Annotated in this window: 21 protein-coding genes and 2 tRNA genes; 12 read left to right on the top strand and 11 right to left on the bottom strand. The window is 64.2% G+C overall.

From position 1 onward, the window contains the following. Positions 1 to 2 precede the first annotated feature (2 nt). From secG to VQ065_RS27090, 12 genes are all read left to right on the top strand, one after another. Complete coding sequence (gene secG, locus VQ065_RS27145; protein WP_003095194.1) at positions 3 to 392, top strand: preprotein translocase subunit SecG; 390 nt, start codon at positions 3 to 5, stop codon at positions 390 to 392. Between the two features lie 13 nt (positions 393 to 405). After that, positions 406 to 491 (top strand) — tRNA-Leu (locus VQ065_RS27140). Between the two features lie 90 nt (positions 492 to 581). Next, a tRNA-Met gene (locus tag VQ065_RS27135) sits at positions 582 to 658 on the top strand. 126 nt (positions 659 to 784) lie between these two features. Continuing rightward, positions 785 to 1,243 (top strand): ribosome maturation factor RimP, encoded by a 459-nt coding sequence (rimP, locus tag VQ065_RS27130; protein WP_003095193.1) that lies wholly within the window; start codon positions 785 to 787, stop codon positions 1,241 to 1,243. Between the two features lie 44 nt (positions 1,244 to 1,287). Continuing rightward, a complete protein-coding gene (nusA, locus tag VQ065_RS27125) occupies positions 1,288 to 2,769 on the top strand; it encodes a transcription termination factor NusA (protein WP_003095192.1) in 1,482 nt (493 codons plus the stop codon). 27 nt (positions 2,770 to 2,796) lie between these two features. Beyond that, positions 2,797 to 5,319 carry a translation initiation factor IF-2 gene (gene infB / locus VQ065_RS27120; protein WP_003095190.1) on the top strand — a complete coding sequence of 841 codons (2,523 nt, stop codon included), beginning with the start codon at positions 2,797 to 2,799 and terminating at the stop codon, positions 5,317 to 5,319. A gap of 102 nt (positions 5,320 to 5,421) precedes the next feature. Next, on the top strand, positions 5,422 to 5,811 hold the full coding sequence (gene rbfA / locus VQ065_RS27115) for a 30S ribosome-binding factor RbfA (RefSeq protein WP_003095188.1): 390 nt from the start codon (positions 5,422 to 5,424) through the stop codon (positions 5,809 to 5,811). A gap of 2 nt (positions 5,812 to 5,813) precedes the next feature. Beyond that, positions 5,814 to 6,728, top strand: coding sequence for a tRNA pseudouridine(55) synthase TruB (gene truB, locus VQ065_RS27110; RefSeq protein ID WP_003095186.1), 915 nt, complete (start codon positions 5,814 to 5,816; stop codon positions 6,726 to 6,728). A gap of 95 nt (positions 6,729 to 6,823) precedes the next feature. Then, a complete protein-coding gene (rpsO, locus tag VQ065_RS27105; protein ID WP_003095184.1) occupies positions 6,824 to 7,093 on the top strand; it encodes a 30S ribosomal protein S15 in 270 nt (89 codons plus the stop codon). A 173-nt stretch (positions 7,094 to 7,266) separates the two neighbouring features. Further along, positions 7,267 to 9,372 carry a polyribonucleotide nucleotidyltransferase gene (gene pnp / locus VQ065_RS27100; protein ID WP_003095181.1) on the top strand — a complete coding sequence of 702 codons (2,106 nt, stop codon included), beginning with the start codon at positions 7,267 to 7,269 and terminating at the stop codon, positions 9,370 to 9,372. Positions 9,373 to 9,644: 272 nt separating this feature from the next. After that, positions 9,645 to 9,989: a BON domain-containing protein gene (locus tag VQ065_RS27095; protein ID WP_003095177.1), complete on the top strand. Its 345-nt coding sequence runs from the start codon at positions 9,645 to 9,647 to the stop codon at positions 9,987 to 9,989. A gap of 49 nt (positions 9,990 to 10,038) precedes the next feature. Next, positions 10,039 to 10,236, top strand: a complete 198-nt coding sequence (locus VQ065_RS27090; protein ID WP_003095174.1) for a CsbD family protein — start codon at positions 10,039 to 10,041, stop codon at positions 10,234 to 10,236. 59 nt (positions 10,237 to 10,295) lie between these two features. Here VQ065_RS27090 and VQ065_RS27085 read toward each other — a convergent pair whose 3' ends face one another. The 11 genes from VQ065_RS27085 to VQ065_RS27035 form a co-directional block, all read right to left on the bottom strand. Then, the gene (locus VQ065_RS27085) at positions 10,296 to 10,610 is read right to left on the bottom strand and encodes a DUF2845 domain-containing protein (protein WP_003095173.1); all 315 of its coding nucleotides are present in this window, start codon (positions 10,608 to 10,610) and stop codon (positions 10,296 to 10,298) included. Continuing rightward, positions 10,607 to 10,900: a DUF2845 domain-containing protein gene (locus tag VQ065_RS27080; RefSeq protein ID WP_003100541.1), complete on the bottom strand. Its 294-nt coding sequence runs from the start codon at positions 10,898 to 10,900 to the stop codon at positions 10,607 to 10,609. The genes VQ065_RS27085 and VQ065_RS27080 overlap by 4 nt, the downstream gene beginning before the upstream one ends. Before the next feature lie 4 nt (positions 10,901 to 10,904). Next, positions 10,905 to 14,174: a DUF748 domain-containing protein gene (locus VQ065_RS27075; protein ID WP_003095164.1), complete on the bottom strand. Its 3,270-nt coding sequence runs from the start codon at positions 14,172 to 14,174 to the stop codon at positions 10,905 to 10,907. A 124-nt stretch (positions 14,175 to 14,298) separates the two neighbouring features. Beyond that, the gene (locus VQ065_RS27070; protein WP_003095162.1) at positions 14,299 to 15,180 is read right to left on the bottom strand and encodes an oxygenase MpaB family protein; all 882 of its coding nucleotides are present in this window, start codon (positions 15,178 to 15,180) and stop codon (positions 14,299 to 14,301) included. 96 nt (positions 15,181 to 15,276) lie between these two features. Further along, positions 15,277 to 17,214, bottom strand: coding sequence for an acetate--CoA ligase (gene acs, locus VQ065_RS27065; protein ID WP_003095161.1), 1,938 nt, complete (start codon positions 17,212 to 17,214; stop codon positions 15,277 to 15,279). A gap of 193 nt (positions 17,215 to 17,407) precedes the next feature. After that, a complete protein-coding gene (gene pgi / locus VQ065_RS27060) occupies positions 17,408 to 19,072 on the bottom strand; it encodes a glucose-6-phosphate isomerase (protein WP_003095158.1) in 1,665 nt (554 codons plus the stop codon). Positions 19,073 to 19,160: 88 nt separating this feature from the next. Further along, positions 19,161 to 19,541 carry an aspartate 1-decarboxylase gene (gene panD, locus VQ065_RS27055; protein ID WP_003095150.1) on the bottom strand — a complete coding sequence of 127 codons (381 nt, stop codon included), beginning with the start codon at positions 19,539 to 19,541 and terminating at the stop codon, positions 19,161 to 19,163. 93 nt (positions 19,542 to 19,634) lie between these two features. After that, positions 19,635 to 20,486: a pantoate--beta-alanine ligase gene (gene panC, locus VQ065_RS27050; RefSeq protein ID WP_003095149.1), complete on the bottom strand. Its 852-nt coding sequence runs from the start codon at positions 20,484 to 20,486 to the stop codon at positions 19,635 to 19,637. Continuing rightward, the gene (panB, locus tag VQ065_RS27045; protein WP_003095147.1) at positions 20,483 to 21,283 is read right to left on the bottom strand and encodes a 3-methyl-2-oxobutanoate hydroxymethyltransferase; all 801 of its coding nucleotides are present in this window, start codon (positions 21,281 to 21,283) and stop codon (positions 20,483 to 20,485) included. Before panB ends, panC begins: the two co-directional genes overlap by 4 nt. Positions 21,284 to 21,532: 249 nt before the next feature. Beyond that, positions 21,533 to 22,021 (bottom strand): 2-amino-4-hydroxy-6-hydroxymethyldihydropteridine diphosphokinase, encoded by a 489-nt coding sequence (gene folK, locus VQ065_RS27040; protein ID WP_003095144.1) that lies wholly within the window; start codon positions 22,019 to 22,021, stop codon positions 21,533 to 21,535. Next, positions 22,018 to 23,421: a polynucleotide adenylyltransferase PcnB gene (locus VQ065_RS27035; RefSeq protein ID WP_003095142.1), complete on the bottom strand. Its 1,404-nt coding sequence runs from the start codon at positions 23,419 to 23,421 to the stop codon at positions 22,018 to 22,020. Before VQ065_RS27035 ends, folK begins: the two co-directional genes overlap by 4 nt. Between the last annotated feature and the right edge of the window lie 457 nt (positions 23,422 to 23,878).

The raw sequence follows: 23,878 nt of genomic DNA, 5'->3' as shown, positions 1-23,878 counted from the left end.
AGATGCTGGAAAAGGTCGTAATTGTCGTGCATCTGCTGATGGCATTGGGTCTTGTTGGCCTGATCCTCGTTCAGCATGGCAAGGGTGCGGATGCAGGGGCTTCTTTCGGTGCAGGTGCTTCGGCAACTGTTTTCGGAAGCCAAGGTTCCGCTACCTTTTTGAGTCGGATTACTGGTATACTGGCAGCGGTTTTTTTCTTGACCAGCCTTGGCTTAGCGTACTTCGCTAAAGAAAAGTCTGATGCTCTGCAGCACATCGGACTGCCGGATCCGGCAGTTCTGGAGCAGAAGCAAGAGAAAGCACCGGCCGCTGACGATGTGCCGGTTCTTCAGGAGCAGTCCAAGCCTGCGGAAAGTGCAGGCGATGTACCGGCGGCTCCTGAACAGAAGTAAGAGAAAGGTTTCTGCCGAGGTGGTGGAATTGGTAGACACGCTACCTTGAGGTGGTAGTGGCCATAGGCTGTAGGGGTTCGAGTCCCCTCCTCGGTACCATATAAGCAAGCCCCGTCCTGCGGGGTTTGTCTCCGCAAGGTTCGGTTGACCCATCAGGGTGTCGGTCGTATAATCTTGCACCAGCTTTGACGCGGGGTGGAGCAGTCTGGTAGCTCGTCGGGCTCATAACCCGAAGGTCGTTGGTTCAAATCCAGCCCCCGCAACCAGTTTTTCAGGGCCCCTTTTTAGGGGCTTTTTGTTAGCTGGACAGTCCATGCCACGGTTCCGAGTGGCAATTTAGGGATGGGCGTTTCGCCCATTTTTTGTTTCTACGACATACGCGAGGCGATCAGGTGTCGAGCAAGCTAGAACAGTTGCAGGCCTTGCTGGCCCCTGTGGTCGAGGCGCTCGGCTATGAGTGCTGGGGCGTCGAGTTCATTTCCCAGGGTCGTCATTCGGTGTTGCGCGTCTATATCGACCGCCCCGAAGGCATCCTCATCGATGACTGTGAAGCCGTCAGTCGGCAGGTCAGCGGTATTCTCGACGTCGAAGACCCGATCAGCGGCGAGTACACCCTGGAGGTGTCCTCTCCGGGCATGGATCGGCCGCTGTTCACCCTCGAACAGTTCGCCAAGCATGCCGGCGAGCAAGTGAAGATCAGGCTGCGTTCGCCCTATGAGGGGCGGCGTAACTACCAAGGCATTCTCCGTGGTGTGGAGGAGCAGGATGTGGTGGTCCTGGTGGACGATCACGAGTACCTGCTGCCGATCGATTCGATCGACAAGGCCAACATCATTCCCCGTTTTGATTGAGACGCGAATCCGCGGATCCAATGGATTGAAAGGCGAGGCGTACAATGAGCAAAGAAGTACTGCTGGTTGTTGAGTCGGTATCCAACGAAAAGGGCGTACCGGCCGGCGTGATTTTCGAGGCGCTGGAGCTGGCTCTGGCGACCGCCACCAAGAAACGTTTCGAGGACGAGGTCGACCTGCGCGTCGAGATCAATCGTCATAACGGCAGCTACGAGACTTTCCGTCGTTGGCACGTCGTCGCCGACGAGGACTACCAGGACCCCGCCACCGAGATCACCGTCGAGGACGTCCAGGAGCAGAAACCGGGCGCGAAGGTCGGCGAGGTCATCGAAGAAAAGATCGAATCCATCGAGTTCGGCCGCATCGCTGCGCAGACTGCCAAGCAGGTCATCGTGCAGAAGGTCCGCGAGGCCGAGCGCGCCCAGGTGGTCGATGCCTACCGCGAGAAGGTCGGCGAGATCATTTCCGGTACCGTGAAGAAGGTCACCCGCGACAACGTCATCGTCGATCTCGGCAACAACGCCGAGGCGCTGCTGGCCCGCGACCAGATCATTCCGCGCGAGACCTTCCGCGTTGGCACCCGCGTGCGTGCCCTGCTGAAGGAGATCCGGACCGAGAACCGCGGTCCTCAACTGGTCCTGTCGCGTACCGCGCCGGAAATGCTGATCGAGCTGTTCCGCATCGAAGTGCCGGAAATCGCCGAGCAGTTGATCGACGTGATGGCAGCCGCCCGTGACCCGGGCTCGCGCGCCAAGATCGCCGTTCGTTCCAAGGACAAGCGCATCGACCCGCAGGGCGCCTGCATCGGCATGCGCGGTTCGCGGGTCCAGGCGGTATCCGGCGAGATCGGTGGAGAGCGGGTGGACATCGTCCTGTGGGACGACAACCCGGCGCAATTCGTGATCAACGCCATGGCTCCGGCCGAGGTGGCGGCGATCATCGTCGACGAGGATACCCATACCATGGATATCGCCGTCGCCGAGGACAATCTGGCGCAGGCTATCGGCCGCAGTGGCCAGAACGTCCGTCTGGCCAGCCAGTTGACCGGCTGGACCCTGAATGTGATGACCGAGGCGGATATCCAGGCCAAGCAACAGGCCGAGACCGGGGATATCCTGCAGCGCTTCGTCGACGAGCTGGATGTCGACGAGGAACTGGCCCAGGTACTGGTGGAAGAGGGCTTCACGACTCTTGAGGAAATCGCCTACGTACCGATGGAAGAGATGCTCAGCATCGATGGCTTCGACGAAGACATCGTCAACGAGCTGCGCTCCCGTGCCAAGGATCGCCTGCTGACCAAGGCCATTGCGACCGAAGAGAAGCTCGCCGACGCACAACCGGCAGAAGACCTGCTCAGCCTCGATGGCATGAGCAAGGAGCTGGCCCTGGACCTGGCGCTGCGTGGCGTAACCACCCGTGAAGATCTGGCCGAGCAATCGATCGACGATCTGCTCGACATCGACGGCATGGACGAAGAGCGTGCCGGCAAGTTGATCATGGCCGCCCGGGCCCATTGGTTCGAGTAAGCAGTCGCGGCCTGAGGAGAGAAGTGCATGACGCAAGTCACGGTGAAAGAACTGGCCCAGGTGGTCGACACACCGGTGGAGCGCCTGCTGCTGCAGATGCGTGACGCAGGTCTGCCGCACACCAGTGCCGAACAAGTTGTAACGGATAGCGAGAAACAAGCCCTGCTGACCCACCTGAAAGGCAGCCATGGCGATCGCGCCAGCGAGCCGCGCAAGATCACCCTGCAACGCAAGACCACTACCACGCTGAAAGTGGGTGGCAGCAAGACGGTGAGCGTCGAAGTTCGCAAGAAGAAAACCTATGTCAAGCGCAGCCCCGACGAGATCGAGGCCGAGCGCCAGCGCGAACTCGAGGAGCAGCGCGCGGCGGAAGAGGCGGAGCGTCTGAAGGCCGAAGAGGCCGCTGCCCGCCAGCGTGCCGAAGAGGAAGCGCGCAAGGCCGAGGAAGCTGCGCGTGCCAAGGCTGCCCAGGAAGCAGCGGCTACTGCCGGTGCCGAGCCTGCCGTGGTGGCGGATGTCGCGGTTGCCGAACCGGTGGCCAAGCCTGCCGCCGTGGAAGAGCGCAAGAAGGAAGAGCCGCGCCGCGCGCCCAAGCGTGACGAGGACGATGACCGCCGCGACCGCAAGCACACCCAGCACCGTCCCTCGGTCAAGGAGAAGGAAAAGGTTCCTGCTCCGCGCGTGGCTCCACGCAGCACCGACGAGGAAAGCGATGGTTACCGTCGCGGCGGTCGTGGTGGCAAGTCGAAGCTGAAGAAGCGCAACCAGCACGGGTTCCAGAACCCGACAGGACCGATCGTGCGTGAAGTGAACATCGGTGAGACCATCACCGTAGCCGAGTTGGCCGCCCAGATGTCGGTCAAGGGCGCCGAAGTCGTCAAGTTCATGTTCAAGATGGGCTCCCCGGTGACCATCAACCAGGTCCTGGACCAGGAGACCGCCCAACTGGTCGCCGAAGAGCTGGGCCACAAGGTCAAGCTGGTCAGCGAGAACGCGCTGGAAGAACAACTGGCCGAGTCCCTGAAGTTCGAAGGCGAGGCGGTCACCCGCGCGCCGGTCGTCACCGTCATGGGCCACGTCGACCACGGCAAGACCTCGCTGCTCGACTACATCCGTCGCGCCAAGGTCGCCGCGGGCGAGGCCGGCGGCATCACCCAGCATATCGGTGCCTACCACGTCGAAACCGAGCGTGGCATGGTGACCTTCCTGGATACCCCCGGCCACGCCGCGTTCACCGCGATGCGTGCCCGTGGCGCCCAGGCGACCGACATCGTGATCCTGGTGGTCGCGGCCGACGACGGCGTCATGCCGCAGACCCAGGAAGCCGTGCAGCACGCGAAAGCGGCGGGCGTGCCGATCGTGGTCGCGGTGAACAAGATCGACAAGCCCGAGGCCAACCCGGACAACATCAAGAACGGCCTGGCCGCTCTCGACGTGATCCCGGAAGAGTGGGGCGGCGACGCTCCCTTCGTCCCGGTTTCGGCGAAGCTCGGTACTGGCGTCGATGAACTGCTCGAAGCGGTCCTGCTGCAGGCGGAAGTGCTCGAACTGAAAGCCACTCCGTCGGCCCCGGGCCGTGGCGTGGTGGTCGAGTCGCGCCTGGACAAGGGACGCGGCCCGGTGGCCACCGTGCTGGTCCAGGACGGTACCCTGCGCCAGGGCGACATGGTGCTGGTCGGCATCAACTACGGTCGTGTCCGCGCCATGCTCGACGAGAACGGCAAGCCGATCAAGGAAGCCGGCCCGTCGATCCCGGTCGAGATCCTCGGCCTGGACGGTACGCCGGATGCCGGTGACGAGATGACCGTGGTCGCCGACGAGAAGAAGGCGCGCGAAGTCGCCCTGTTCCGTCAAGGCAAGTTCCGTGAGGTGAAACTGGCGCGTGCCCATGCCGGCAAGCTGGAAAACATCTTCGAGAACATGGGCCAGGAAGAGAAGAAGACCCTGAACATCGTCCTCAAGGCCGATGTGCGCGGTTCGCTCGAGGCTCTGCAAGGCTCGCTCAGCGGCCTGGGCAACGACGAAGTGCAGGTCCGCGTGGTCGGTGGCGGCGTCGGTGGCATCACCGAGTCCGACGCCAACCTGGCGCTGGCTTCCAACGCGGTGCTGTTCGGCTTCAACGTGCGCGCCGACGCCGGCGCGCGCAAGATCGTCGAAGCCGAAGGTCTGGATATGCGTTACTACAACGTGATCTACGACATCATCGAGGACGTCAAGAAGGCCCTGACCGGCATGCTCGGCAGCGATCTGCGGGAGAACATCCTGGGCATCGCCGAGGTGCGCGACGTGTTCCGCTCGCCGAAGTTCGGCGCGATCGCCGGCTGCATGGTCACCGAGGGCATGGTGCACCGCAACCGTCCGATCCGCGTACTGCGCGACGACGTGGTCATCTTCGAAGGCGAGCTGGAGTCTCTCCGTCGCTTCAAGGACGACGTCGCCGAAGTGCGTGCCGGCATGGAGTGCGGCATCGGCGTGAAGAGCTACAACGACGTCAAGGTCGGCGACAAGATCGAAGTGTTCGAGAAGGTCGAAGTCGCACGCAGCCTTTGATGGCGAGTGCGTAACCACAGCGCCCGGGCCGGCTTCCAGCTGTCCCGGGCGTTTGTCGCTTTTTTTTCCAGTGGCCGGGTGTCGCTGGAGGCAGGTTGAAAAATGGCAAAAGACTACAGCCGTACCCAGCGTATCGGCGATCAGATGCAACGCGAACTGGCTCAACTGATCCAGCGCGAGATCAAGGACCCGCGCCTGGGCCTGGTCACCATCACCGGTGTCGAGGTCAGCCGCGACGTGGCGCACGCCAAGGTGTTCATCACCGTCATGGGCCAGGACGATGCCGGCAAGATCGCCCTGAACATGGAAATCCTCAACGACGCCGCCGGCTACCTGCGCATGTTGCTGGGCAAGTCGATGAAGCTGCGCAGCGTGCCGCAACTGCATTTCCACTACGACGAAAGCATCCGCCGCGGCGCCGAGCTGTCCGCGCTGATCGAACGTGCGGTGGCCGAAGACGGCCGCCGCCACGGCGACGAGACCGAGGACTGAGCGTGGCCCAGGTGAAGCGTATCCGCCGCTCCATCAGCGGCATCCTGGTGCTCGACAAGCCGCGCGGCATGAGTTCCAACCAGGCACTGCAGAAAGTTCGCTGGCTGCTCAATGCCGAGAAGGCCGGCCACACCGGCAGCCTCGACCCGCTGGCCACCGGGGTGCTGCCGCTGTGCTTCGGCGAGGCGACCAAGTTCTCCCAGTATCTTCTCGATGCCGACAAGGGTTACGAGACGGTGATGCGCATGGGCATCACCACCACCACCGGCGACGCCGAGGGCGAACTGCTCGCCGAGCGGGACGTGACCGTCGGTCGGGACGATCTCGAACAGGCCCTGCCGCGCTTCCGTGGCGACATAGAGCAGGTGCCGCCGATGTACTCGGCGCTGAAGAAAGACGGACAGCCGCTGTACAAGCTCGCCCGTGCAGGAGAGGTAGTGGAGCGCGAGGCGCGTTCTGTTACTATTACGCGCCTGGATTTGCTCTCCTTCGAGCCGCCCTGTGCGACCCTGGCCGTTTCCTGCAGCAAAGGCACCTACGTGCGTACGCTGGTGGAAGATCTTGGCCAGGTCCTGGGCTGCGGCGCGCACGTCGCGGCACTGCGGCGGACCCAGGCCGGGCCGTTCACCCTGGCCCAGGCGATCACCCTCGAGACGCTCGAACGCGTGCATGCCGAAGGTGGTCCGGAAGCGCTGGACCAATTCCTGATGCCGGAAGACAGCGGCCTGTTGCATTGGCCGGTGTTGCAGTTGTCCGAGCACAGTGCGTACTACTGGCTGCACGGGCAGCCGGTGCGGGCCCCGGAAGCGCCGAAGTTCGGCTGGTTGCGGGTGCAGGATCAGACAGGTCGTTTCATCGGTATCGGTGAAGTGACCGACGACGGGCGTATCGCCCCGCGTCGACTGATTCGGTCATAAGACCGATACGAGGGTGGCTGTCAGCAGGCACGGTCATTCCTCCTTTTAAAACACGGGAAGCGATTCCCGGCCTGTTCACTCAGAGGAAGCCCATCATGGCACTGAGCGTTGAAGAAAAAGCGCAGATCGTTAACGAATACAAGCAAGCTGAAGGCGACACCGGTTCCCCGGAAGTGCAGGTAGCCCTGCTGTCCGCCAACATCAACAAGCTGCAGGATCACTTCAAGGCCAACGGCAAGGATCACCATTCCCGCCGTGGTCTGATCCGTATGGTTAACCAGCGCCGTAAGCTGCTGGACTACCTGAAGGGCAAAGACGTGTCTCGCTACACTGCCCTGATCGGCCGTCTGGGTCTGCGTCGCTAAGCGACGCCGGTCGGCAGCTTGAAGCAAGAAGCTGGAAGTCTGGCGTCGATACCCGCACACGAGGCGGGTATCGGCGTCGGGCTTCCAGCTTCGCGCTTTCTAGGAATCGATTCGGGTCCGACTCCCGGCATTCCACCGATTTCCCCCAAGGCAACATAGAAGGTAAAGACACCGTGAACCCGGTAACCAAGCAATTCCAGTTCGGTCAGTCGACCGTCACTCTCGAGACCGGCCGTATCGCTCGCCAGGCCACCGGCGCCGTACTGGTCACCATGGACGACGTCAGCGTGCTGGTCACCGTGGTCGGCGCCAAGTCGCCGGCCGAAGGCCGCGACTTCTTCCCGCTGTCCGTGCACTACCAGGAAAAGACCTACGCCGCAGGCCGTATCCCCGGCGGTTTCTTCAAGCGTGAAGGACGTCCTTCCGAGAAGGAAACCCTGACCTCGCGCCTGATCGACCGTCCGATCCGTCCGCTGTTCCCCGAAGGTTTCATGAATGAAGTGCAGGTCGTCTGCACCGTCGTTTCCACCAACAAGAAGTCCGATCCGGACATCGCCGCGATGATCGGTACCTCCGCCGCCCTGGCGATCTCCGGCATTCCGTTCGCCGGCCCGATCGGCGCCGCCCGCGTCGGTTTCCATCCGGAAATCGGCTACATCCTCAACCCCACCTACGAGCAACTGCAGAGTTCCAGCCTCGACATGGTCGTGGCCGGTACCGAAGACGCCGTGCTGATGGTGGAGTCCGAGGCCGACGAACTGACCGAAGACCAGATGCTCGGTGCCGTGCTGTTCGCCCACGACGAGTTCCAGGCGGTGATCCGTGCCGTCAAGGAACTGGCCGCCGAAGCTGGCAAGCCGGCCTGGGACTGGAAAGCCCCGGCGGAAAACACCGTGCTGGTCAACGCCATCAAGGCAGAGCTGGGCGAAGCGATCTCCCAGGCCTATACCATCACCATCAAGCAGGACCGCTACAACCGTCTGGGCGAGCTGCGCGACCAGGCCGTGGCCCTGTTCGCCGGCGAGGAAGAGGGCAAGTTCCCGGCTTCCGAGGTCAAGGACGTATTCGGCCTGCTGGAATACCGCACCGTTCGCGAGAACATCGTCAACGGCAAGCCGCGTATCGACGGTCGTGACACCCGTACCGTGCGTCCGCTGCGCATCGAAGTCGGCGTGCTCGGCAAGACCCACGGTTCCGCGCTGTTCACCCGTGGCGAAACCCAGGCCCTGGTCGTCGCGACCCTCGGCACCGCGCGCGATGCCCAGTTGCTGGATACCCTGGAAGGCGAGCGCAAGGACGCCTTCATGCTGCACTACAACTTCCCGCCCTTCTCGGTAGGCGAGTGCGGCCGCATGGGCAGCCCGGGTCGTCGTGAAATCGGCCATGGCCGTCTGGCCCGTCGTGGCGTCGCTGCCATGCTGCCGACCCAGGACGAGTTCCCCTACACCATTCGCGTGGTTTCCGAGATCACCGAGTCCAACGGTTCCAGCTCGATGGCCTCCGTGTGCGGCGCCTCCCTGGCGCTGATGGATGCCGGTGTGCCGGTCAAGGCGCCGGTCGCCGGTATCGCCATGGGCCTGGTCAAGGAAGGCGAGAAGTTCGCCGTCCTGACCGACATCCTCGGTGATGAAGACCACCTGGGCGACATGGACTTCAAGGTTGCCGGTACCGACAAGGGCGTCACCGCCCTGCAGATGGACATCAAGATCAACGGTATCACCGAAGAGATCATGGAGATCGCCCTGGGCCAGGCCCTGGAAGCTCGCCTGAACATCCTCGGCCAGATGAACCAGGTCATCGCCAAGCCGCGCGCCGAGCTGTCCGAGAACGCCCCGACCATGCTGCAGATGAAGATCGACTCGGACAAGATCCGCGACGTCATCGGCAAGGGCGGCGCGACCATCCGTGGTATCTGCGAAGAGACCAAGGCCTCGATCGACATCGAGGACGATGGCAGCGTGAAGATCTACGGCGAAACCAAGGAAGCCGCCGAGGCCGCCAAGCTGCGCGTCCTGGCGATCACCGCGGAAGCCGAGATCGGCAAGATCTATGTCGGCAAGGTGGAGCGCATCGTCGACTTCGGTGCCTTCGTCAACATCCTGCCGGGCAAGGACGGCCTGGTGCACATCTCGCAGATCAGCGACAAGCGCATCGACAAGGTCACCGACGTGCTGCAGGAAGGCCAGGAAGTGAAGGTCCTGGTGCTCGACGTGGACAACCGTGGCCGCATTAAGCTGTCGATCAAGGACGTGGCTGCCGCCGAAGCTTCCGGCGTGTAAGTCGAGTCGTGATCGATGAAAACAGGGCCCTCGGGCCCTGTTTTCGTTTCCGCGACACGCTTCTCGGCGAAGGGGGCGAATCCTTGCATTTTGCAAGCCCTGTCATCGCCAATTCGGCATTCTGCAACCGTCTCGCTTCCAGCCTGTTTTTTAACTTATTGTTTTTAAAGGATTTTATTTTAGAGGAAAACTGGCACAGCGCTTGCGATATCTACTATGCAACTGACGCCAGGAATGGCTGCAGTTTTTCGAAATCCATAGGAGAAACCGCAATGAAATTCAGCAAACTCGCTATTGCCGCTGCTACTGCCACTGCTCTGAGCTTCTCGATGGCCAATGCGTTCGCTGCCCAGCCCATCAGCCTGGCGGCCAACGACACTATGCAGAAAACCGAAGAAGCGGTTTCCGATACCTGGATCACCAGCAAGGTGAAATCCAGCCTGATCGCCAACAAGAATGTCAGTGGCGTCGATATCAAGGTCGAGACCAACAAAGGTGTGGTTTCCCTTTCCGGCAACGTGAAGAGCGATGCCGAGCGTGACCTGGCGATCGAGACCGCCAAGGGCATCAAGGGCGTGAAAGCCGTTTCCGCCGATGGCCTGAAATCGGTCGAGTAAGCGCCCGGGCCGAACGACCCCTTTTCCCTCGTCACCAGGAGGAAGACCGATGAATTCCGATGTGATCAAAGGTAAGTGGAAGCAACTCACCGGCAAGATCAAGGAACGTTGGGGCGATCTGACCGACGACGATCTCCAGGCTGCCGACGGACATGCCGAATACCTGGTCGGCAAGCTGCAGGAACGCTATGGCTGGTCCAAGGAAAGGGCTGAACAGGAAGTTCGCGACTTCAGCGATCGCCTGTGAACAGGTAGAAAGAAGCCCCGCCGGGATTGCCCGGCGGGGCTTTTTCATGGGCGCTGGATTCAGTCGCCGCGCCGGCTCTGGATGGCGCTGAGGCGGTTGCCCTCGAAACGGACGAAATACAGCATGCCGTTCCATGGGCCATAGATCCATTCCTGGACCTCGACCTCGTAGCGCTTGCCCCATTCCCCGACGACCTCGCGATAACCCAGGCTGTCGCGGCTGCGTGGCTCGCCGCAGCGCGCAAGAACGTCGGCGCTGCTGTCGCCGGTGCTGACCAGGCGGCTGCCGCAACGCAGCGAATCGGCCTGCGCATGTGCCAATGGCAGCAGGGACAGCAGCGCCACCAGGCCGGTACGCGGAAGCGAGCGATTCAACGCTTGAACTCGATGCGTTTCAGCTTGTTGGCTTCGAAGGTCAGGATGTAGGTCACGCCGTTGCGCGGGCCGTACACCCACTCCTCGACCTTGAATTCCCGCCGATCGTAGCTGCCCAGGGTATAGCCGACGTCGTCGCGGTGATCCGGATCGCCGCACTTTTGCTGTACTTCGAAGGCCCGGTCGCCGACGCTGACCAGCGCACTGCCGCAACGCATGGTGTCGGCCTGCGCGCTCGCGCAGGCAAGGTAGAGCAGGGGGGCCGCGAGGGCGGCGAATCGCTTGTGCAAGGTATCACTCGCTATCCAGGTGCAATTGGGTGTCGACATTACCCTTGTCTTCGCCTTCGGCGAAACTGACGTCGATCAAGTAGATGCGATCGTCCGGCAACTGGCCTTTCTCCACCAGGTAATCCTTGATCCGGGTGGCCCGGGCCTGGCCGATCTGGCGCAGCAGCACCTGGCTCTTGGCCCAGGAAGCGATCACCGCTTCACGCATCTTCGCGGTGCGTTCGTCGCTGTCCAGTTCTTTCCACTCGGCCGGTGGCTGCTGCTTCAGGCGGGTCCGGTAGATGCCTTCGAGCAGCGGTGCCTGCATGTTCTCCGGTACCTCGAGTTGCTTGGCGTCGCTCGGGACCTTGTCGCCGCGACGCTGGAGCATGCGGTAGTAGGTGTTCTGGTATTCCAGTTCGAGACGCTTGGCGCCGATCGAGGGACCGTCAGCCGCGGCGGAGGCCACGCCTTCCACTTCCAGGCGCAGCGCCGGCCGCTCCTTGAGCGCATCGGCGAGCTTGTCGAGGTTGGCCTGGGCTTCCGGCGTCAGCTCGTCGCTGCCCGCGGCGAAGGGTACCGTGCCGAGATCCTCGTTGCCGCCGGCGGCGAGGCCGGCGATGAACTTGAACGGCGCCTGCACGGCGCGCAGGACCAGGTTGCGCAGGGTCTGCCAGACGATCGGCATGACGCTGAACTCCGGGTTGTTCAGGTCGCCGGCCACCGGCAACTGGATATCGATGTTGCCCTTGGTGTCCTTGAGCAGGGCTACCGCCAGCTTCACCGGCAGGTCCACGGCATCCGGGCTGTCGACCTTCTCGCCGAGTTGCAGGCCTTCCAGCAGGACCTTGTTTTCCGCCTTCAGTTGGCTGCGTTCGATCTGGTAGTGCAGGTCCAGGTTGAGTCGCCCCTTGCGGATGCGGTAGCCGGCGAACTTGCCGGAATAGGGCGTCAGGGTGGTCAGCTCGACGCGCTTGAAGCTGGTGGTGATGTCGAGCTTCTTCAGCGGGTCGAATGGGTCCAGTTCGCCGGCGATGGTCACCGGTGCGTACTTGTCGACCTTGCCCTTGATGTCCACCTTGGCCGGCTGCGAGTTGCGCGTGTCGAGGGTGCCGACTTCGCCGCTGAGCTGCTGGATGGCGGTACCGAACGGCGGCATCAGGGTCAGGTCGGCGAAGTTCGCCGAGCCGTTGTTGATCCGTACGCCGCCGATGTGGATGCCCAGCGGCTTGCTCGCCGGCGCGTTCTTGCTTTCGGCGGCGGCCTTGCCGGACGAACTAGCCGGTTGCGGGATGATCAGCTCGCTGACGTTGGTGCTGCGATCTTCGTTGATGATGAAGCGGGCGTAGGGCTCCTCGAAGGACACGCTCTGGATCGACAGGCTGTCCTCGTGCCGATAGGCGAGGCCGTTGAGGGTCAGCTTGGTCCATTTGACGAAGTCGCGGTCCTTGATGGTATCCAGGGTATGCAACTGGCTGACTTCGGCGCTGCCGTCGACGCTGAAGGCCAGCGGCTCGACGCTCTTCAGGTCGACCGCCAGCTCGCTGCCAAGGAAGCCGCTGCGCAGTTCCAGGCGGATGAACGGCGAGATGTAGGCCTGGGCCACGCGCAGGTCGATGTCGCGGGTACTGACCTTGAGCCTGGCGCTGACCGGGTCGAGCACCACCTGGCCGCTGGCCTGGACCTGGCCGCGGTTGCCGAGGCCGGTCTTGAGCTTGAGGTCGAAGGGGGTCTTGCCGAGGCTGTCGACGTTCTGCAGGTCGAGGTCCAGCGGGCCGACTTCCAGCGGGACCTCGGTGGCCGGCTGGCGATCCACCAGGTGCGCCTTGTAGCCGCGCAGCTGGGCGTCGCGCAGGACGATGTGCCAGGGCTTGGCGGGCGTCTCCGCGGCGGCTTTCGTACTTTCCGGCGGAGGCGTCTTTGCAGTGTCGGCGAGCTGTTGCGGAGAGTCGCTGGCCGCCTTGTCGATTTCCGCAGTCTTGGCCGTTTCCTGCCCGGTTGCCTTGCCGGTCTTCGGAGCCTCGCTCGTCTCTTGCTTGGCTACTTTATCGGCAGCGCCGCCTTCCGCGACTTTGGCGGACTCTTTGTCGTCCGTTGCCCTTTCCGTCTCGGCGACGCTGGCGTTCTTCTCCGCCGGCCTGTCCTTGCTCGCTTCGCCCGAGGCTATCGCGGCTGCCTTGGCGGCACCGTCGGTTGCCGGTTCGCGGGTGGTCTTCGCCGCGTCGGTCGGGGCAGCGGCGGGATCGGTGTTTTCCGCCGGCTTGGGTGCAGGCGCCTTGCGTGGCGGCGGAGTGAAGTCGGCGAACAGTTTCTGCCAGTCGAGCTGGCCGTCCTTCTCGCGCGCGGCCCAGGCTTCCAGGCCCTGGCTACGGACTTCGCCGAGCACCACTTCCTGCTTGGCCAGGTCCAGGGTGGTAGCGGCCACGTCGAGGCTGGCGAGCTTGGCCAGCGGCTTGCCCTGGGGCGAATTGATGCTGAAGTCGGCGAGTTTCAGCGCGGCCTTGTCGAGCAGCAGCTGGGTGTCCTTGGACAGGTCCAGGCGATAGTCGCTGGAGAGGCTGACCACGCCGTTCTCCAGCACCAGCGGGGCATTGTCGCGGACATAGGGCCACCAGGCCTTGAGCTGGATATCCTTGACGCTCAGGTGGCCCCTGGACGTGATCGGCACCAGGGTCAGGTCGCCTTCCCAGTCGAGGCGGCCGCCGTTCGGGCCGGTGGCGAGCAGGGTCATCTTCGCGCCGTCGTCGGGCAGGGTGCTGAGGTTGTGCAGCTCGAAGCCCAGCGGATCGAAGCTGAAGTCCACCGGCTCGCTCGGTCGCAGGTCCTGGAAGTGCAGGCTGCCCTCGGCCAGTTGGATGCGGTCGATGCGCAGCGGGAACGGATCGCTCGGCTGTTCAGGCTCGGGCGATTCGCTCGGCGGGATCCTGAACAGGCTGGCCAGGTTGAGCTGGCCCTTCTCGTCGAACAGCAGTTCGGTATGCGGACCTTCCAGCTCGACGTCGGCCAGGTGCAGCTGGCGTTTCCACAGGCTGTCCAGCTGCAGGTTGGCGTACAGCCGGCGGAAGGCGAGCTGGGGGTTCTTCTCCTCGCCCAGGCGCAGACCCCAAAGGGTCAATTCCAGGCTGAAGGGGTTGAATTCGATACGTTCGAGACGTGCGGGGACGGTGGCGTATTGCGCCAGTTGCTGGTTGGCGACGCGCAGCCCGATGCCGGGTATGAGCAGGAAGCCCAGCAGGCAATAGACGAGGAAGGTGATCAGCAGGGCGCTGACAGCGCGTTTCAGTCCTTTGGGCATGGCTCTCTTTCGTTTTCCGTTCTAAGCGGTGCGTTGGAGTATGGCACGGCCTCAAGGTTCCGACCGTGATTCGCGCCGTTTCAGAGCCTTTGGACGGGTATTCTTGCTGTCACGGCACGAAAGTTCAGTGGCTCACTGGCGGCAGACCCATGCGCCGGCAGGCTCGATGCATCGAAGCGTTGCGCACCGCCCAGCGCAGCAAGGGTACGCTGCGCCTGACGCTGCCGCGGATCAGGCGGCGTTGCAGCGGACTGAACGGGAGGTCGAGCATCGATCCGGCCCAGTCCGGCAACAGCTCGGCGCCTGCGCGCAGCATCAGCGCGCCGAACGGCCTGGCCAGGGTGCTGGGCGCTGGTGCGTTGAAGAGAATCCGCACCACTTCGCGGGTGCGTTCGTCGCAACGCAGGCGTGGACGCATGGCCTCCAGGTAGGCGGCGATCTGCTCGCGGTCGCGCGGCACCGCGCGGGCGCCGAGGCGTTCGGCGACCAGGGCGATTTCCGAGTAGTAACGGTCCTGCTCGCTGCCCGGCAGGTCGGGATTGAGATAGCGCAGGTAGGACTTGAGAAAGCTGCTGACCTCGGCGACATGCACCCAGGTCAGCAGGTCCGGGTCGCTGGCGGAGTAGGGCGTGCCGTCGGGCAACTGGCCAATGACGCTTTCGTGGATGCGCCGGACCCGCTCGATCAGTCGCTCGGCATCGGCCAGCGGGCCGTAGGTGGTGGCCGAGATGAACTGACCGGTACGACGCAGGCGCCCGAGCAGGTCGTCGCGGAAATTGGAGTGGTCCCACACCCCCGCCAGGGCCAGCGGATGGAGCATCTGCAGGAGCAGCGCTCCGATGCCGCCGATCATCATGCTGCTGAAGTCGCCGTGGACCTTCCAGCAGGCGGCGTCGGGGCCGAACAGGCCCGGATCGCCTTTCGGCAACTCGAAGTCGACACCGCCGACGGCGAGCCCGGTAAGGCTCAGCACCTGGCTTTCGATATGGCGACGGACGCTTTCCATGGGGGCTCGCTACGACGGGGCAGGCACGAGCTTAACCCAGGCGCCGGAGAGACTGGAACCGTCCCGCGCCGCAGGGCGGCGGGACGGTTGCGCGGGTCAGCGGTTGAGGCGGTTGTCGATCAACCCCTGCACCACTCCCGGATCGGCCAGGGTCGAGGTATCGCCGAGACTGTCCAGCTCGTTGCAGGCGATCTTGCGCAGGATACGCCGCATGATCTTGCCGGAGCGGGTCTTCGGCAGGCTGGGCGCCCATTGCAGGTGATCCGGCTTGGCGAAGCTGCCGATCTCCTTGCCGACCAGGGCCAGCAATTCCTGTTGCAGCGCCTCGCTGGGCTGACTGCCGGCCATCAGGGTGACGAACGCGTAGATGGCCTGGCCCTTCACGTCATGCGGGCAGCCGACCACTGCCGCCTCGGCCACCGCATCGTGCAGGACCAGCGCGCTCTCGACCTCGGCGGTGCCGATCCGGTGTCCGGAGACATTGATCACGTCGTCGACCCGGCCGGTGATCCAGTAGTAGCCGTCCTCGTCGCGGCGCGCGCCGTCGCCGCTGAAGTAATACCCGGGGTAGGGCTTGAAGTAGGTGTCGATCATCCGCTGGTGGTCGCCGTAGACGCTGCGGATCTGACTCGGCCAACTGGCCTTGATCGCCAGTACGCCGCTGCCCGCGCCGTCGATTTCCTTGCCTTTCTCGTCGAGCAGCACGGGTTGCACGCCGAAGAACGGGCGGGTCGCCGAGCCTGGCTTCAGCGCAGTGGCGCCGGGCAACGGGGTGATCAGGATGCTGCCGGTCTCGGTCTGCCACCAGGTGTCGACGATGGGGCAGCGCTTCTCGCCGACCACCTGGTAGTACCACTCCCAGGCCTCCGGGTTGATCGGCTCGCCCACCGAGCCGAGCAGGCGCAGGCTGCTGCGCGAGGTCTGGCGGACCGGGGCGTCGCCTTCGCGCATCAGCGCGCGGATCGCGGTCGGCGCGGTGTAGAAGATATTCACCTGGTGCTTGTCGATCACCTGCCAGAAACGCGAGGCGTCCGGGTAGTTGGGCACGCCCTCGAACATCAGGGTGGTGGCGCCGTTGGCCAGCGGGCCGTAGACGATATAGCTGTGTCCGGTGACCCAGCCGACGTCGGCGGTGCACCAGTAGACGTCGCCATCGTGGTAGTCGAACACGTACTTGTGGGTCATCGCCGCGCCGAGCAGGTAGCCCCCGGTGGTGTGCAATACGCCCTTCGGCTTGCCGGTGCTGCCGGAGGTATAGAGGATGAACAGCGGGTCCTCGGCGTCCATCGCTTCCGCCGGGCAGTCGGCTGAGGCCGCGTGGAGCGCCTCGTGGTACCAGATGTCGCGGCCTTCGACCCAGGGTATGTCGCCCTGGGTGCGCTCGACCACCACCACGGTGGAGACGTCCGGGCAGTCCTTCAGCGCCTTTTCCACATTCTGCTTCAGCGGGATGTACTTGCCGCCGCGCACGCCCTCGTCGGCGGTGATCACGGTGCGGCAGTCGGCATCGAGGATGCGGTCGCGCAGCGAGTCCGGCGAGAAGCCGCCGAACACCACCGAGTGCACCGCCCCGATGCGGGCGCAGGCGAGCATGGCGTAGGCGGCCTCGGGAATCATCGGCATGTAGATGCAGACCCGGTCGCCCTTTTCCACGCCGCGGCTCTTCAGCACGTTAGCCAGGCGGCAGACGTTGTGGTGCAGCTTGCGGTAGGTGATGTGCGCGGATTCGCTGGGGTTGTCGCCTTCCCAGACGATCGCGATCTGTTCGCCGCGGCGTTCCAGGTGGCGGTCGATGCAGTTGTAGGCGACGTTCAACTGGCCGCCCTTGAACCAGGTGGCCTGGCCTTTCCTCAGGTCGCCGTGGTGGACGCTGTGCCAGGGCTTGAACCAATCGAGGAAGGCCTTGGCCTGCTCGCCCCAGAACTCGTCGGGGTTCTCGACGGATTGGCGGTACAGGCGCTGGTAGTCGTCGTCGTTCAGGTAGGCACGCTGGCGGACGGCGTCCGGCACCGGGTGGACGCTGATCTCGAACATGGCGGTTTCCTTTGTTTTTCTGCTCCGCAAGGTGTCGAGAGACCGCACGCGGCCCCTCTTCAGGTTCGACCAAGGGTGGGCCAGGCGAGTGCCATGTTCAAGTGCCAAAGGCGCGAGCGGGGAAGGCGCCGGGGTCAATCGCCGGACGGAATGAAAAAGCCCGGCCTAGGGCCGGGCTTTGGGGAGAGGCGGATCAGCCGCGATGGCGGCCGCGGAAGAAGTCGATCAGGCCTTGGGTGGAGGCGTCCTCGGCCGGGGTTTCCTCGCTGCCGACCAGACGCGAATAGACACCCTTGCCGAGTTCCTTGCCAAGCTCCACGCCCCATTGGTCGAAGGCGTTGATGCCCCAGAGGATGCTCTGTACGTAGACCTTGTGCTCGTACATGGCGATCAGCGCGCCGAGGCGGCGGGCGCTGATGCGCTCGACCACCAGGGTGTTGCTCGGTCGGTTGCCCGGGATCACCTTGTGCGGCGCCAGGCGCTGCACTTCGGCTTCCGGCAGGCCCTTGGCGCGCAGTTCGGCCTCGGCCTCCTCGCGGCTCTTGCCGAGCATCAGCGCCTGGCTCTGCGACAGGCAGTTGGCGTACAGCCACTGGTGATGGTCGGCCACCGGGTTGTAGCTGCTCACCGGGACGATGAAGTCCGCCGGGATCAACTGGGTGCCCTGGTGCAGCAACTGATGGTAGGCGTGCTGGCCGTTGCAGCCGACACCACCCCAGATCACCGGCCCGGTGCCGCTGGTGACTGGCGTGCCGTCCTGGCGCACGCTCTTGCCGTTGGATTCCATGTCCAGTTGTTGCAGGTGGTCGGTGATATTCCGCAGATAGTAGTCGTAGGGCAGGATCGCGTGGCTGTTCGCGCCCCAGAAGTCGCCGTACCAGACGCCGAGCAGGCCGAGCAGCACCGGGATGTTGCGTTCGAACGGCGCGGTCTGGAAATGCTGGTCCATGTTGTAGGCGCCGGACAGCAGTTCCTTGAAGTTGGAGATGCCGATGGACATGGCGATCGGCAGGCCGATGGCCGACCACAGCGAGTAGCGGCCGCCGACCCAGTCCCACATGGGGAAGATGTTTTCCTCGCGGATGCCGAAGGCGATCGCGGCCTCCTTGTTGCTGGAGACGGCGATGAAATGGCGGTAAAGCTCTTCCTCGGTGCCGCCCTGGGCCAGGTACCAGGCGCGTGCGGCCTGGGCGTTCTTCAGGGTTTCCAGGGTCCCGAAGGACTTGGAGGAAACGATGAACAGGGTGGTCTCGGCGTTCAGGCGGCTGGCCAGTTCATGGAACTCGCTACCGTCGATGTTCGCCAGGTAGTGGCAGCGCACGCCTTTCTGGGCGAACGGCAGCAAGGCTTCGGATACCAGTTGCGGGCCGAGGAAGGAGCCGCCGATGCCGATGTTCACCACGTCGGTGATCGGCTTTTCGGTATGGCCGCGCCACAGGCCGTTGTGCACGTAGCCTACCAGCTCGGTCATCTGGTGCAGGACGCGGTGGACTTCCGGCATCACGTCGACGCCATCGACCAGCACCTTGTCGCCGATCGGTCGACGCAGCGCGGTATGCAGTACCGGCCGGCGTTCGGAGGCATTGATCGCCTCGCCGTCGAACATCGCCCTGATTGCGTCGCTCAGCCGTGCCTCCTCGGCCAGCTTCACCAGCAGGTCGATGGTGTCCTGGCGAATCAGGTTCTTCGAGAAGTCGAGGAACAGCCCACAGGCGCTGAAGGAAAACCGCTTGAAGCGCTCCGGATCCTCGATGAACGCCTGGCGCATCCTGAAGTCCTGCAGTTCCTGGCGATGGGCGGCCAGGGCGCGCCAACTGTCGAGTTGCGTGGCATCCAGCGGAGTGAGGTGGTGCTTCATGGCTGACCTTCTGGTTGGAATTCGATGGCGCACTTATTTGAACATGAAAAAGCCCGGATGAAACCGGGCTTTATCCAGAGGGGCGAGGTCAGGCGACCTGTATCGGAATCGCCTCGCTGGTATGGCTGAGCTGGTTGCCCGGCGCCATGTACAGCATGCGCGGCTTGTGGCTGGCCAGTTCGGCTTCGCTGTAGTGTGCGTAGGCGCAGATGATCACGCGGTCGCCGACCTTGGCCTTATGTGCCGCGGCGCCGTTCACCGAGATCATCTTCGAGCCGTTCTCGGCGCGGATCGCATAGGTGGTGAAGCGCTCGCCGTTGTCGACGTTGTAGATCTGGATCTGTTCGTACTCGCGGATTCCGGAGAGGTCCAGCCAATCGCCGTCGATGGCGCAGGAGCCTTCGTAGTCGAGGACGGCATGGGTGACTTCGGCGCGATGCAACTTGGCTTTGAGCATGATGGCGTGCATGGGGCGACTCCTATCGGGTCCGCGGGGGGCGGCAGAGTATGGCGAGTCCGTGGTGAGCGCTCAAGCCCCCGGGAACCGGGGGCTCGGCATGCGTCAATCGAGGTGGACTGAGAGGTTGTCGATCAGCCGGGTACTGCCCAGGTAGGCGGCGACCAGGATCACCAGTTGGCGGTCGCCGGGTACCCCGGGGCGCAGGCTGATCGGCTCGCGGATTTCCAGGTAGTCGGGGCGCAGCCCGGCCTGTTCCAGGGCCTGGCGGGCGTCGGCGAGCAATGCCGGGAAGTCCTCGGCGCCGGCGCGGATGCGTTCGCCGAGCTGCCGAAGGGTGCGGTAGATCGCCGGGGCGGCGGCGCGCTGCTGCTCGTCGAGGTAACCGTTGCGCGAGGACAACGCCAGGCCATCGGCGGCGCGCACCGTCGGCTCGCCGAAGATCTGCACCGGCAGGTTGAGGTCGCGGACCAGCTTGCGGATCACCGCCAACTGCTGGAAATCCTTTTCGCCGAACAGCGCGAGGTCCGGCTGGACCATGTTAAGCAGCTTGCTGACCACGGTCGCCACGCCTTCGAAATGGCCGGGACGACTGGCGCCGCAAAGGCCTTCGGAGACGCCGGGAACATGGATGCGGGTCTGCCCGTCCATGCCGTCGGGGTACATTTCCTCGACGGTCGGGGTGAACAGCAGGTGGCAGCCGGCTTCGAGCAGGCGTTCCTGGTCGGCTGCGAGGGTTCGCGGGTATTTGTCGAGGTCTTCGCTGGGGCCGAATTGCAGCGGGTTGACGAAGATGCTGACGACCACGAAGTCGGCGCGTTCGCCGGCTTTCTTTACCAGCGCGGCATGGCCGGCGTGGAGGTTGCCCATGGTCGGCACGAAGCCGATGCGCTTGCCTTCGCTGCGGGCGCGCGCCACCGCGGCTCGCAGTTCACGGACGGTCTTGACGGTGTTCATGCGTTGAATCCGTGTTCGGCGGCGGGGAAGGACACGTCCTTGACGGCGCGGACGTAGGCCGCGATGGCGGCTGGGATGCTCTCCTGGCCTTGCATGAAATCCTTGACGAACTTGGGCGAGCGGCCGGTCAGCGAGAGACCCAGCATGTCGTGCATGACCAGCACCTGGCCATCGGTCGCCGCACCGGCGCCAATCCCGATCACCGGGATCTTCACCGCCTGGGTGATCTCTTCGGCCAGCACGCTGGGCACGCACTCCAGCAGCAGCATGGCGGCGCCGGCCTGCTCCAGGGCGATGGCATCGGCGCGCAACTGGCGCGCCTGAGTTTCCTGGCGGCCCTGGACCTTGAAGCCGCCGAACAGGTTGACCGCCTGCGGGGTCAGGCCGAGATGCGCGCAGACCGGCACGCCCATCTGTGCCAGGCGGGCGATCGGCTCCGCCAGCCAGGCCCCACCCTCCAGCTTGACCATGTGTGCGCCGGCCTGCATCAGGCGGACCGCGTCGGCAAGGGTCTGGGCCACGGAATGGCTGGATTCGAAGGCCAGGTCGGTGACGATCAGGGAACCTTTGTTACCGCGTTTCACGCAGGCCGTGTGATAGGCCATTTCCTCGTTGCTGACCGGCAGGGTGCTGTCGTGACCCTGCAATACCATTCCGAGCGAATCTCCGACCAGAAGCACGTCCACGCCGGCCTGGCTGGCGGTGTGGGCGAAGGTGGCGTCGTAGCAGGTCAGCATGGCGATCTTCTCGCCGCTCTGCTTCAACCCTTGCAGGGTGGTCAGGGTTACATCAGGCATGGAAAGGCTCCTCGTTGGGCCGGTGATGAGCCGGCGCGGGGCAAACGGCCACTTATAGTCCGGATGGGGTGGCTCGAAGTCAATTGCAGGTGTTACCGCATTGTTACGGCGTTACTGCCATTGCCGAACGCCGCGCCGCCTGCGGTTGCGCGCGCAGTGTACGCCCATCCGCGGCGTCCTTCGTCAGCTTTTCGGTAACAGTGTGAAGAGCCCGCCGCGAGGTATCCGCGCAGCGGCGGGCAGGCAGGGTCAGGCGCCCGGAAGGCGTTCGATGCCCTCGAACGGACAGGCCGCGAGCAGCTCCGGCAGGTGGCGGCCATCGGGCAGGCGCAGGTCGGGGGCGAGATCGGCGAGGGGATAGAGCACGAAAGCGCGCGCCTGCATGTGGTAGTGCGGCACCTTCAGGCGCGGCAGGTCGAGCAATTGTTCGCCGAACAGCAGGATGTCCAGGTCGAGCGTGCGCGGACCCCAGCGCAGGTCGCGGACGCGCCCCTGTTCCAGTTCGATGGCCTGCAGGGCGTCGAGCAGGTCGAGCGGCGCCAGGTTGGTGTCGAGGGCCGCCACGCCGTTGACGAAGCGCGGCTGGTCGGCGGGGCCGAGCGGGTCGCTGATATAGAGCGGCGAGACGGCGACCAGGCGGGTCTCGGGAAGCCGCTCGAAGGCATCGAGGGCAGCCTGGATCTGCTCGCGCGGTTCGGCCAGGTTGCTGCCCAGCGCCACGTAGACGCGCTGGATCATTCGCCGCTTCCGCCGCTGCCTTCCTTGCGCGGCCCGCGGCGCCGACGGCCGCTGTTGCCGCCGCGGCGACGCTTGCGCGGGGCGCTGCCGTCTTCCTGGCTGACCAGGTCGCGGATCATGTTGCGCCGCTCGCTGTCGCTGACTTCCTGGTAATCGGTCCACCATTGGCCAAGCCCTTCGGTTTCCTCGCCGGCGCTTTCGCGCAGCAGGAGGAAGTCGTAGCCGGCGCGGAAGCGCGGGTTTTCCAGGAGCAGGTCGGCGCGCTTGCCCTGGCGTCGCGGCAGACGTTCCTGCATATCCCAGATCTCGCGGATCGGCAGGGTGAAACGCTTGGGAATGGCGATCCGCTGGCACTGTTCGCTGATCAGTTCGTGGGCGGCTTCCTGCATCGCTGGGATGGCCGGCATGCCTTTCTCCTGCAACTGCGCGACGCGCGCCGGCAGGGCCGGCCAGAGCAGTGCGGCGAAGAGGAAGGCCGGGGTTACCGGCTTGCCCTGGCGAATGCGCGCATCGGTATTGGCCAGGGCCTGGCGGATCAGCTTGCCGGTGTAGTCGGGGTTGGCCTGCAGTGCCTTGGCGCTGGCCGGGAACAGCGGCGCGAACAGTTCGTACTCGACCAGCAGCTCGAAAGTGCGCTCGGCCCGGCCGGCGAGGAACAGCTTGAGCACCTCGTCGAACAGGCGCGCCGAAGGGATTTCCCGCAGCAGCGGGGCCAGCCGGCGAATCGGCGCGGCGCTGTGCTTTTCGATCTCGAAGTCGAGCTTGGCGGCGAAACGTACCGCCCGCAGCATCCGCACCGGGTCTTCCAGATAACGCTGCTCCGGATCGCCGATCAGGCGGATCAGGCGATTGCGGATGTCGTGAACGCCATTGGCGTAGTCCAGCAGCCGCTCGCTGGTGACGTCGAAGTACAGGGCATTGATGGTGAAGTCGCGGCGCTGGGCGTCGTCTTCCAGGCTGCCATAGACGTTGTCGCGCAGGATGCGGCCGCTTTCGTTGCTGGACGCGCGGCTATCGCCATCGTCCTGGCCTTCCGGATGATGGGCGCGGAAGGTGGCGACCTCGATGATCTCGCGGCCGAAGTGCACGTGTACCAGTTTGAAGCGGCGGCCGATGATCCGCGCGTTGCGGAATTCGGCGCGGACCTGCTCCGGCGTGGCGCTGGTGGCGACATCGAAGTCCTTGGGAGCGATGCCGAGCATCTGGTCGCGTACGCAGCCCCCGACCACGTAGGCCTGGTAGCCGGCCCGCTGGAGGATCTCGACGACCTTGACGGCGTTCCGGCTGAACTGGTCCCGGCGCAGGGAATGCTGGTTGTTACCGATGACTTCCGGGGTTGTACGGACGGCGCGCGGACGGCGCAGGGGGGAACGAATGGTCTGGATCAGCTTTTTCAGCATGGATGTGTTATCGGGAGCACGATGTGGGTGATTGCACGCCTGCGTTGCTCAAACAGGACGGACGTCGGGTAATGCTGCGGCATTATCAGGACCTCTCGGGCGAGGCGTGTTCTGTACCCGTTGAATGTTTGGCCCCGCGACGCACAGGGCATCCCGGGCGCCGGAACCGACTGCGCCATGCATCCTGACAGAAACGAACAGGGGCCGTACATCCTGTTCCCGCGAAGCGGGAGAGGGCCGGGAAGGCTGCGGTGAATCTGGCAAGGCATGCGGATGGCCGCATAGTCTGCGCGGATTCTAGCATTGGATGGGGAAATGGTGTAAGGCGAAGGAAAAACGGGGAAAACGGAGGGAGGGGTGAAGCTACTGGGGGAGCCGAAGCTCCCCCCCAAGTAGGTGCGTGCTTTGTTTTTATTATGATTTCGGGCTTGTTGTTTTTGTTTGTCGACCCGTCCCT

Source organism: Pseudomonas sp. KBN10P06128 (assembly GCF_037574945.1).
In the GTDB taxonomy this organism is placed as follows: domain Bacteria; phylum Pseudomonadota; class Gammaproteobacteria; order Pseudomonadales; family Pseudomonadaceae; genus Pseudomonas; species Pseudomonas aeruginosa.
This window is presented reverse-complemented; position numbering and strand designations above follow the sequence as displayed.

Excerpts from the sequence above, each read along its gene's own strand:
- acs (WP_003095161.1), bottom strand. The coding sequence starts at position 17,214 with ATGTTCGAGATCAGCGTCCACCCGGTGCCGGACGCCGTCCGCCAGCGT.
- folK (WP_003095144.1), bottom strand. The coding sequence starts at position 22,021 with ATGATCCAGCGCGTCTACGTGGCGCTGGGCAGCAACCTGGCCGAACCG.
- secG (WP_003095194.1), top strand. The coding sequence starts at position 3 with ATGCTGGAAAAGGTCGTAATTGTCGTGCATCTGCTGATGGCATTGGGT.
- VQ065_RS27095 (WP_003095177.1), top strand. The coding sequence starts at position 9,645 with ATGAAATTCAGCAAACTCGCTATTGCCGCTGCTACTGCCACTGCTCTG.
- panB (WP_003095147.1), bottom strand. The coding sequence starts at position 21,283 with ATGCCTGATGTAACCCTGACCACCCTGCAAGGGTTGAAGCAGAGCGGC.
- infB (WP_003095190.1), top strand. The coding sequence starts at position 2,797 with ATGACGCAAGTCACGGTGAAAGAACTGGCCCAGGTGGTCGACACACCG.
- nusA (WP_003095192.1), top strand. The coding sequence starts at position 1,288 with ATGAGCAAAGAAGTACTGCTGGTTGTTGAGTCGGTATCCAACGAAAAG.
- VQ065_RS27075 (WP_003095164.1), bottom strand. The coding sequence starts at position 14,174 with ATGCCCAAAGGACTGAAACGCGCTGTCAGCGCCCTGCTGATCACCTTC.
- rpsO (WP_003095184.1), top strand. The coding sequence starts at position 6,824 with ATGGCACTGAGCGTTGAAGAAAAAGCGCAGATCGTTAACGAATACAAG.
- panC (WP_003095149.1), bottom strand. The coding sequence starts at position 20,486 with ATGAACACCGTCAAGACCGTCCGTGAACTGCGAGCCGCGGTGGCGCGC.
- rbfA (WP_003095188.1), top strand. The coding sequence starts at position 5,422 with ATGGCAAAAGACTACAGCCGTACCCAGCGTATCGGCGATCAGATGCAA.
- VQ065_RS27035 (WP_003095142.1), bottom strand. The coding sequence starts at position 23,421 with ATGCTGAAAAAGCTGATCCAGACCATTCGTTCCCCCCTGCGCCGTCCG.
- pgi (WP_003095158.1), bottom strand. The coding sequence starts at position 19,072 with ATGAAGCACCACCTCACTCCGCTGGATGCCACGCAACTCGACAGTTGG.
- VQ065_RS27090 (WP_003095174.1), top strand. The coding sequence starts at position 10,039 with ATGAATTCCGATGTGATCAAAGGTAAGTGGAAGCAACTCACCGGCAAG.
- VQ065_RS27070 (WP_003095162.1), bottom strand. The coding sequence starts at position 15,180 with ATGGAAAGCGTCCGTCGCCATATCGAAAGCCAGGTGCTGAGCCTTACC.
- panD (WP_003095150.1), bottom strand. The coding sequence starts at position 19,541 with ATGCACGCCATCATGCTCAAAGCCAAGTTGCATCGCGCCGAAGTCACC.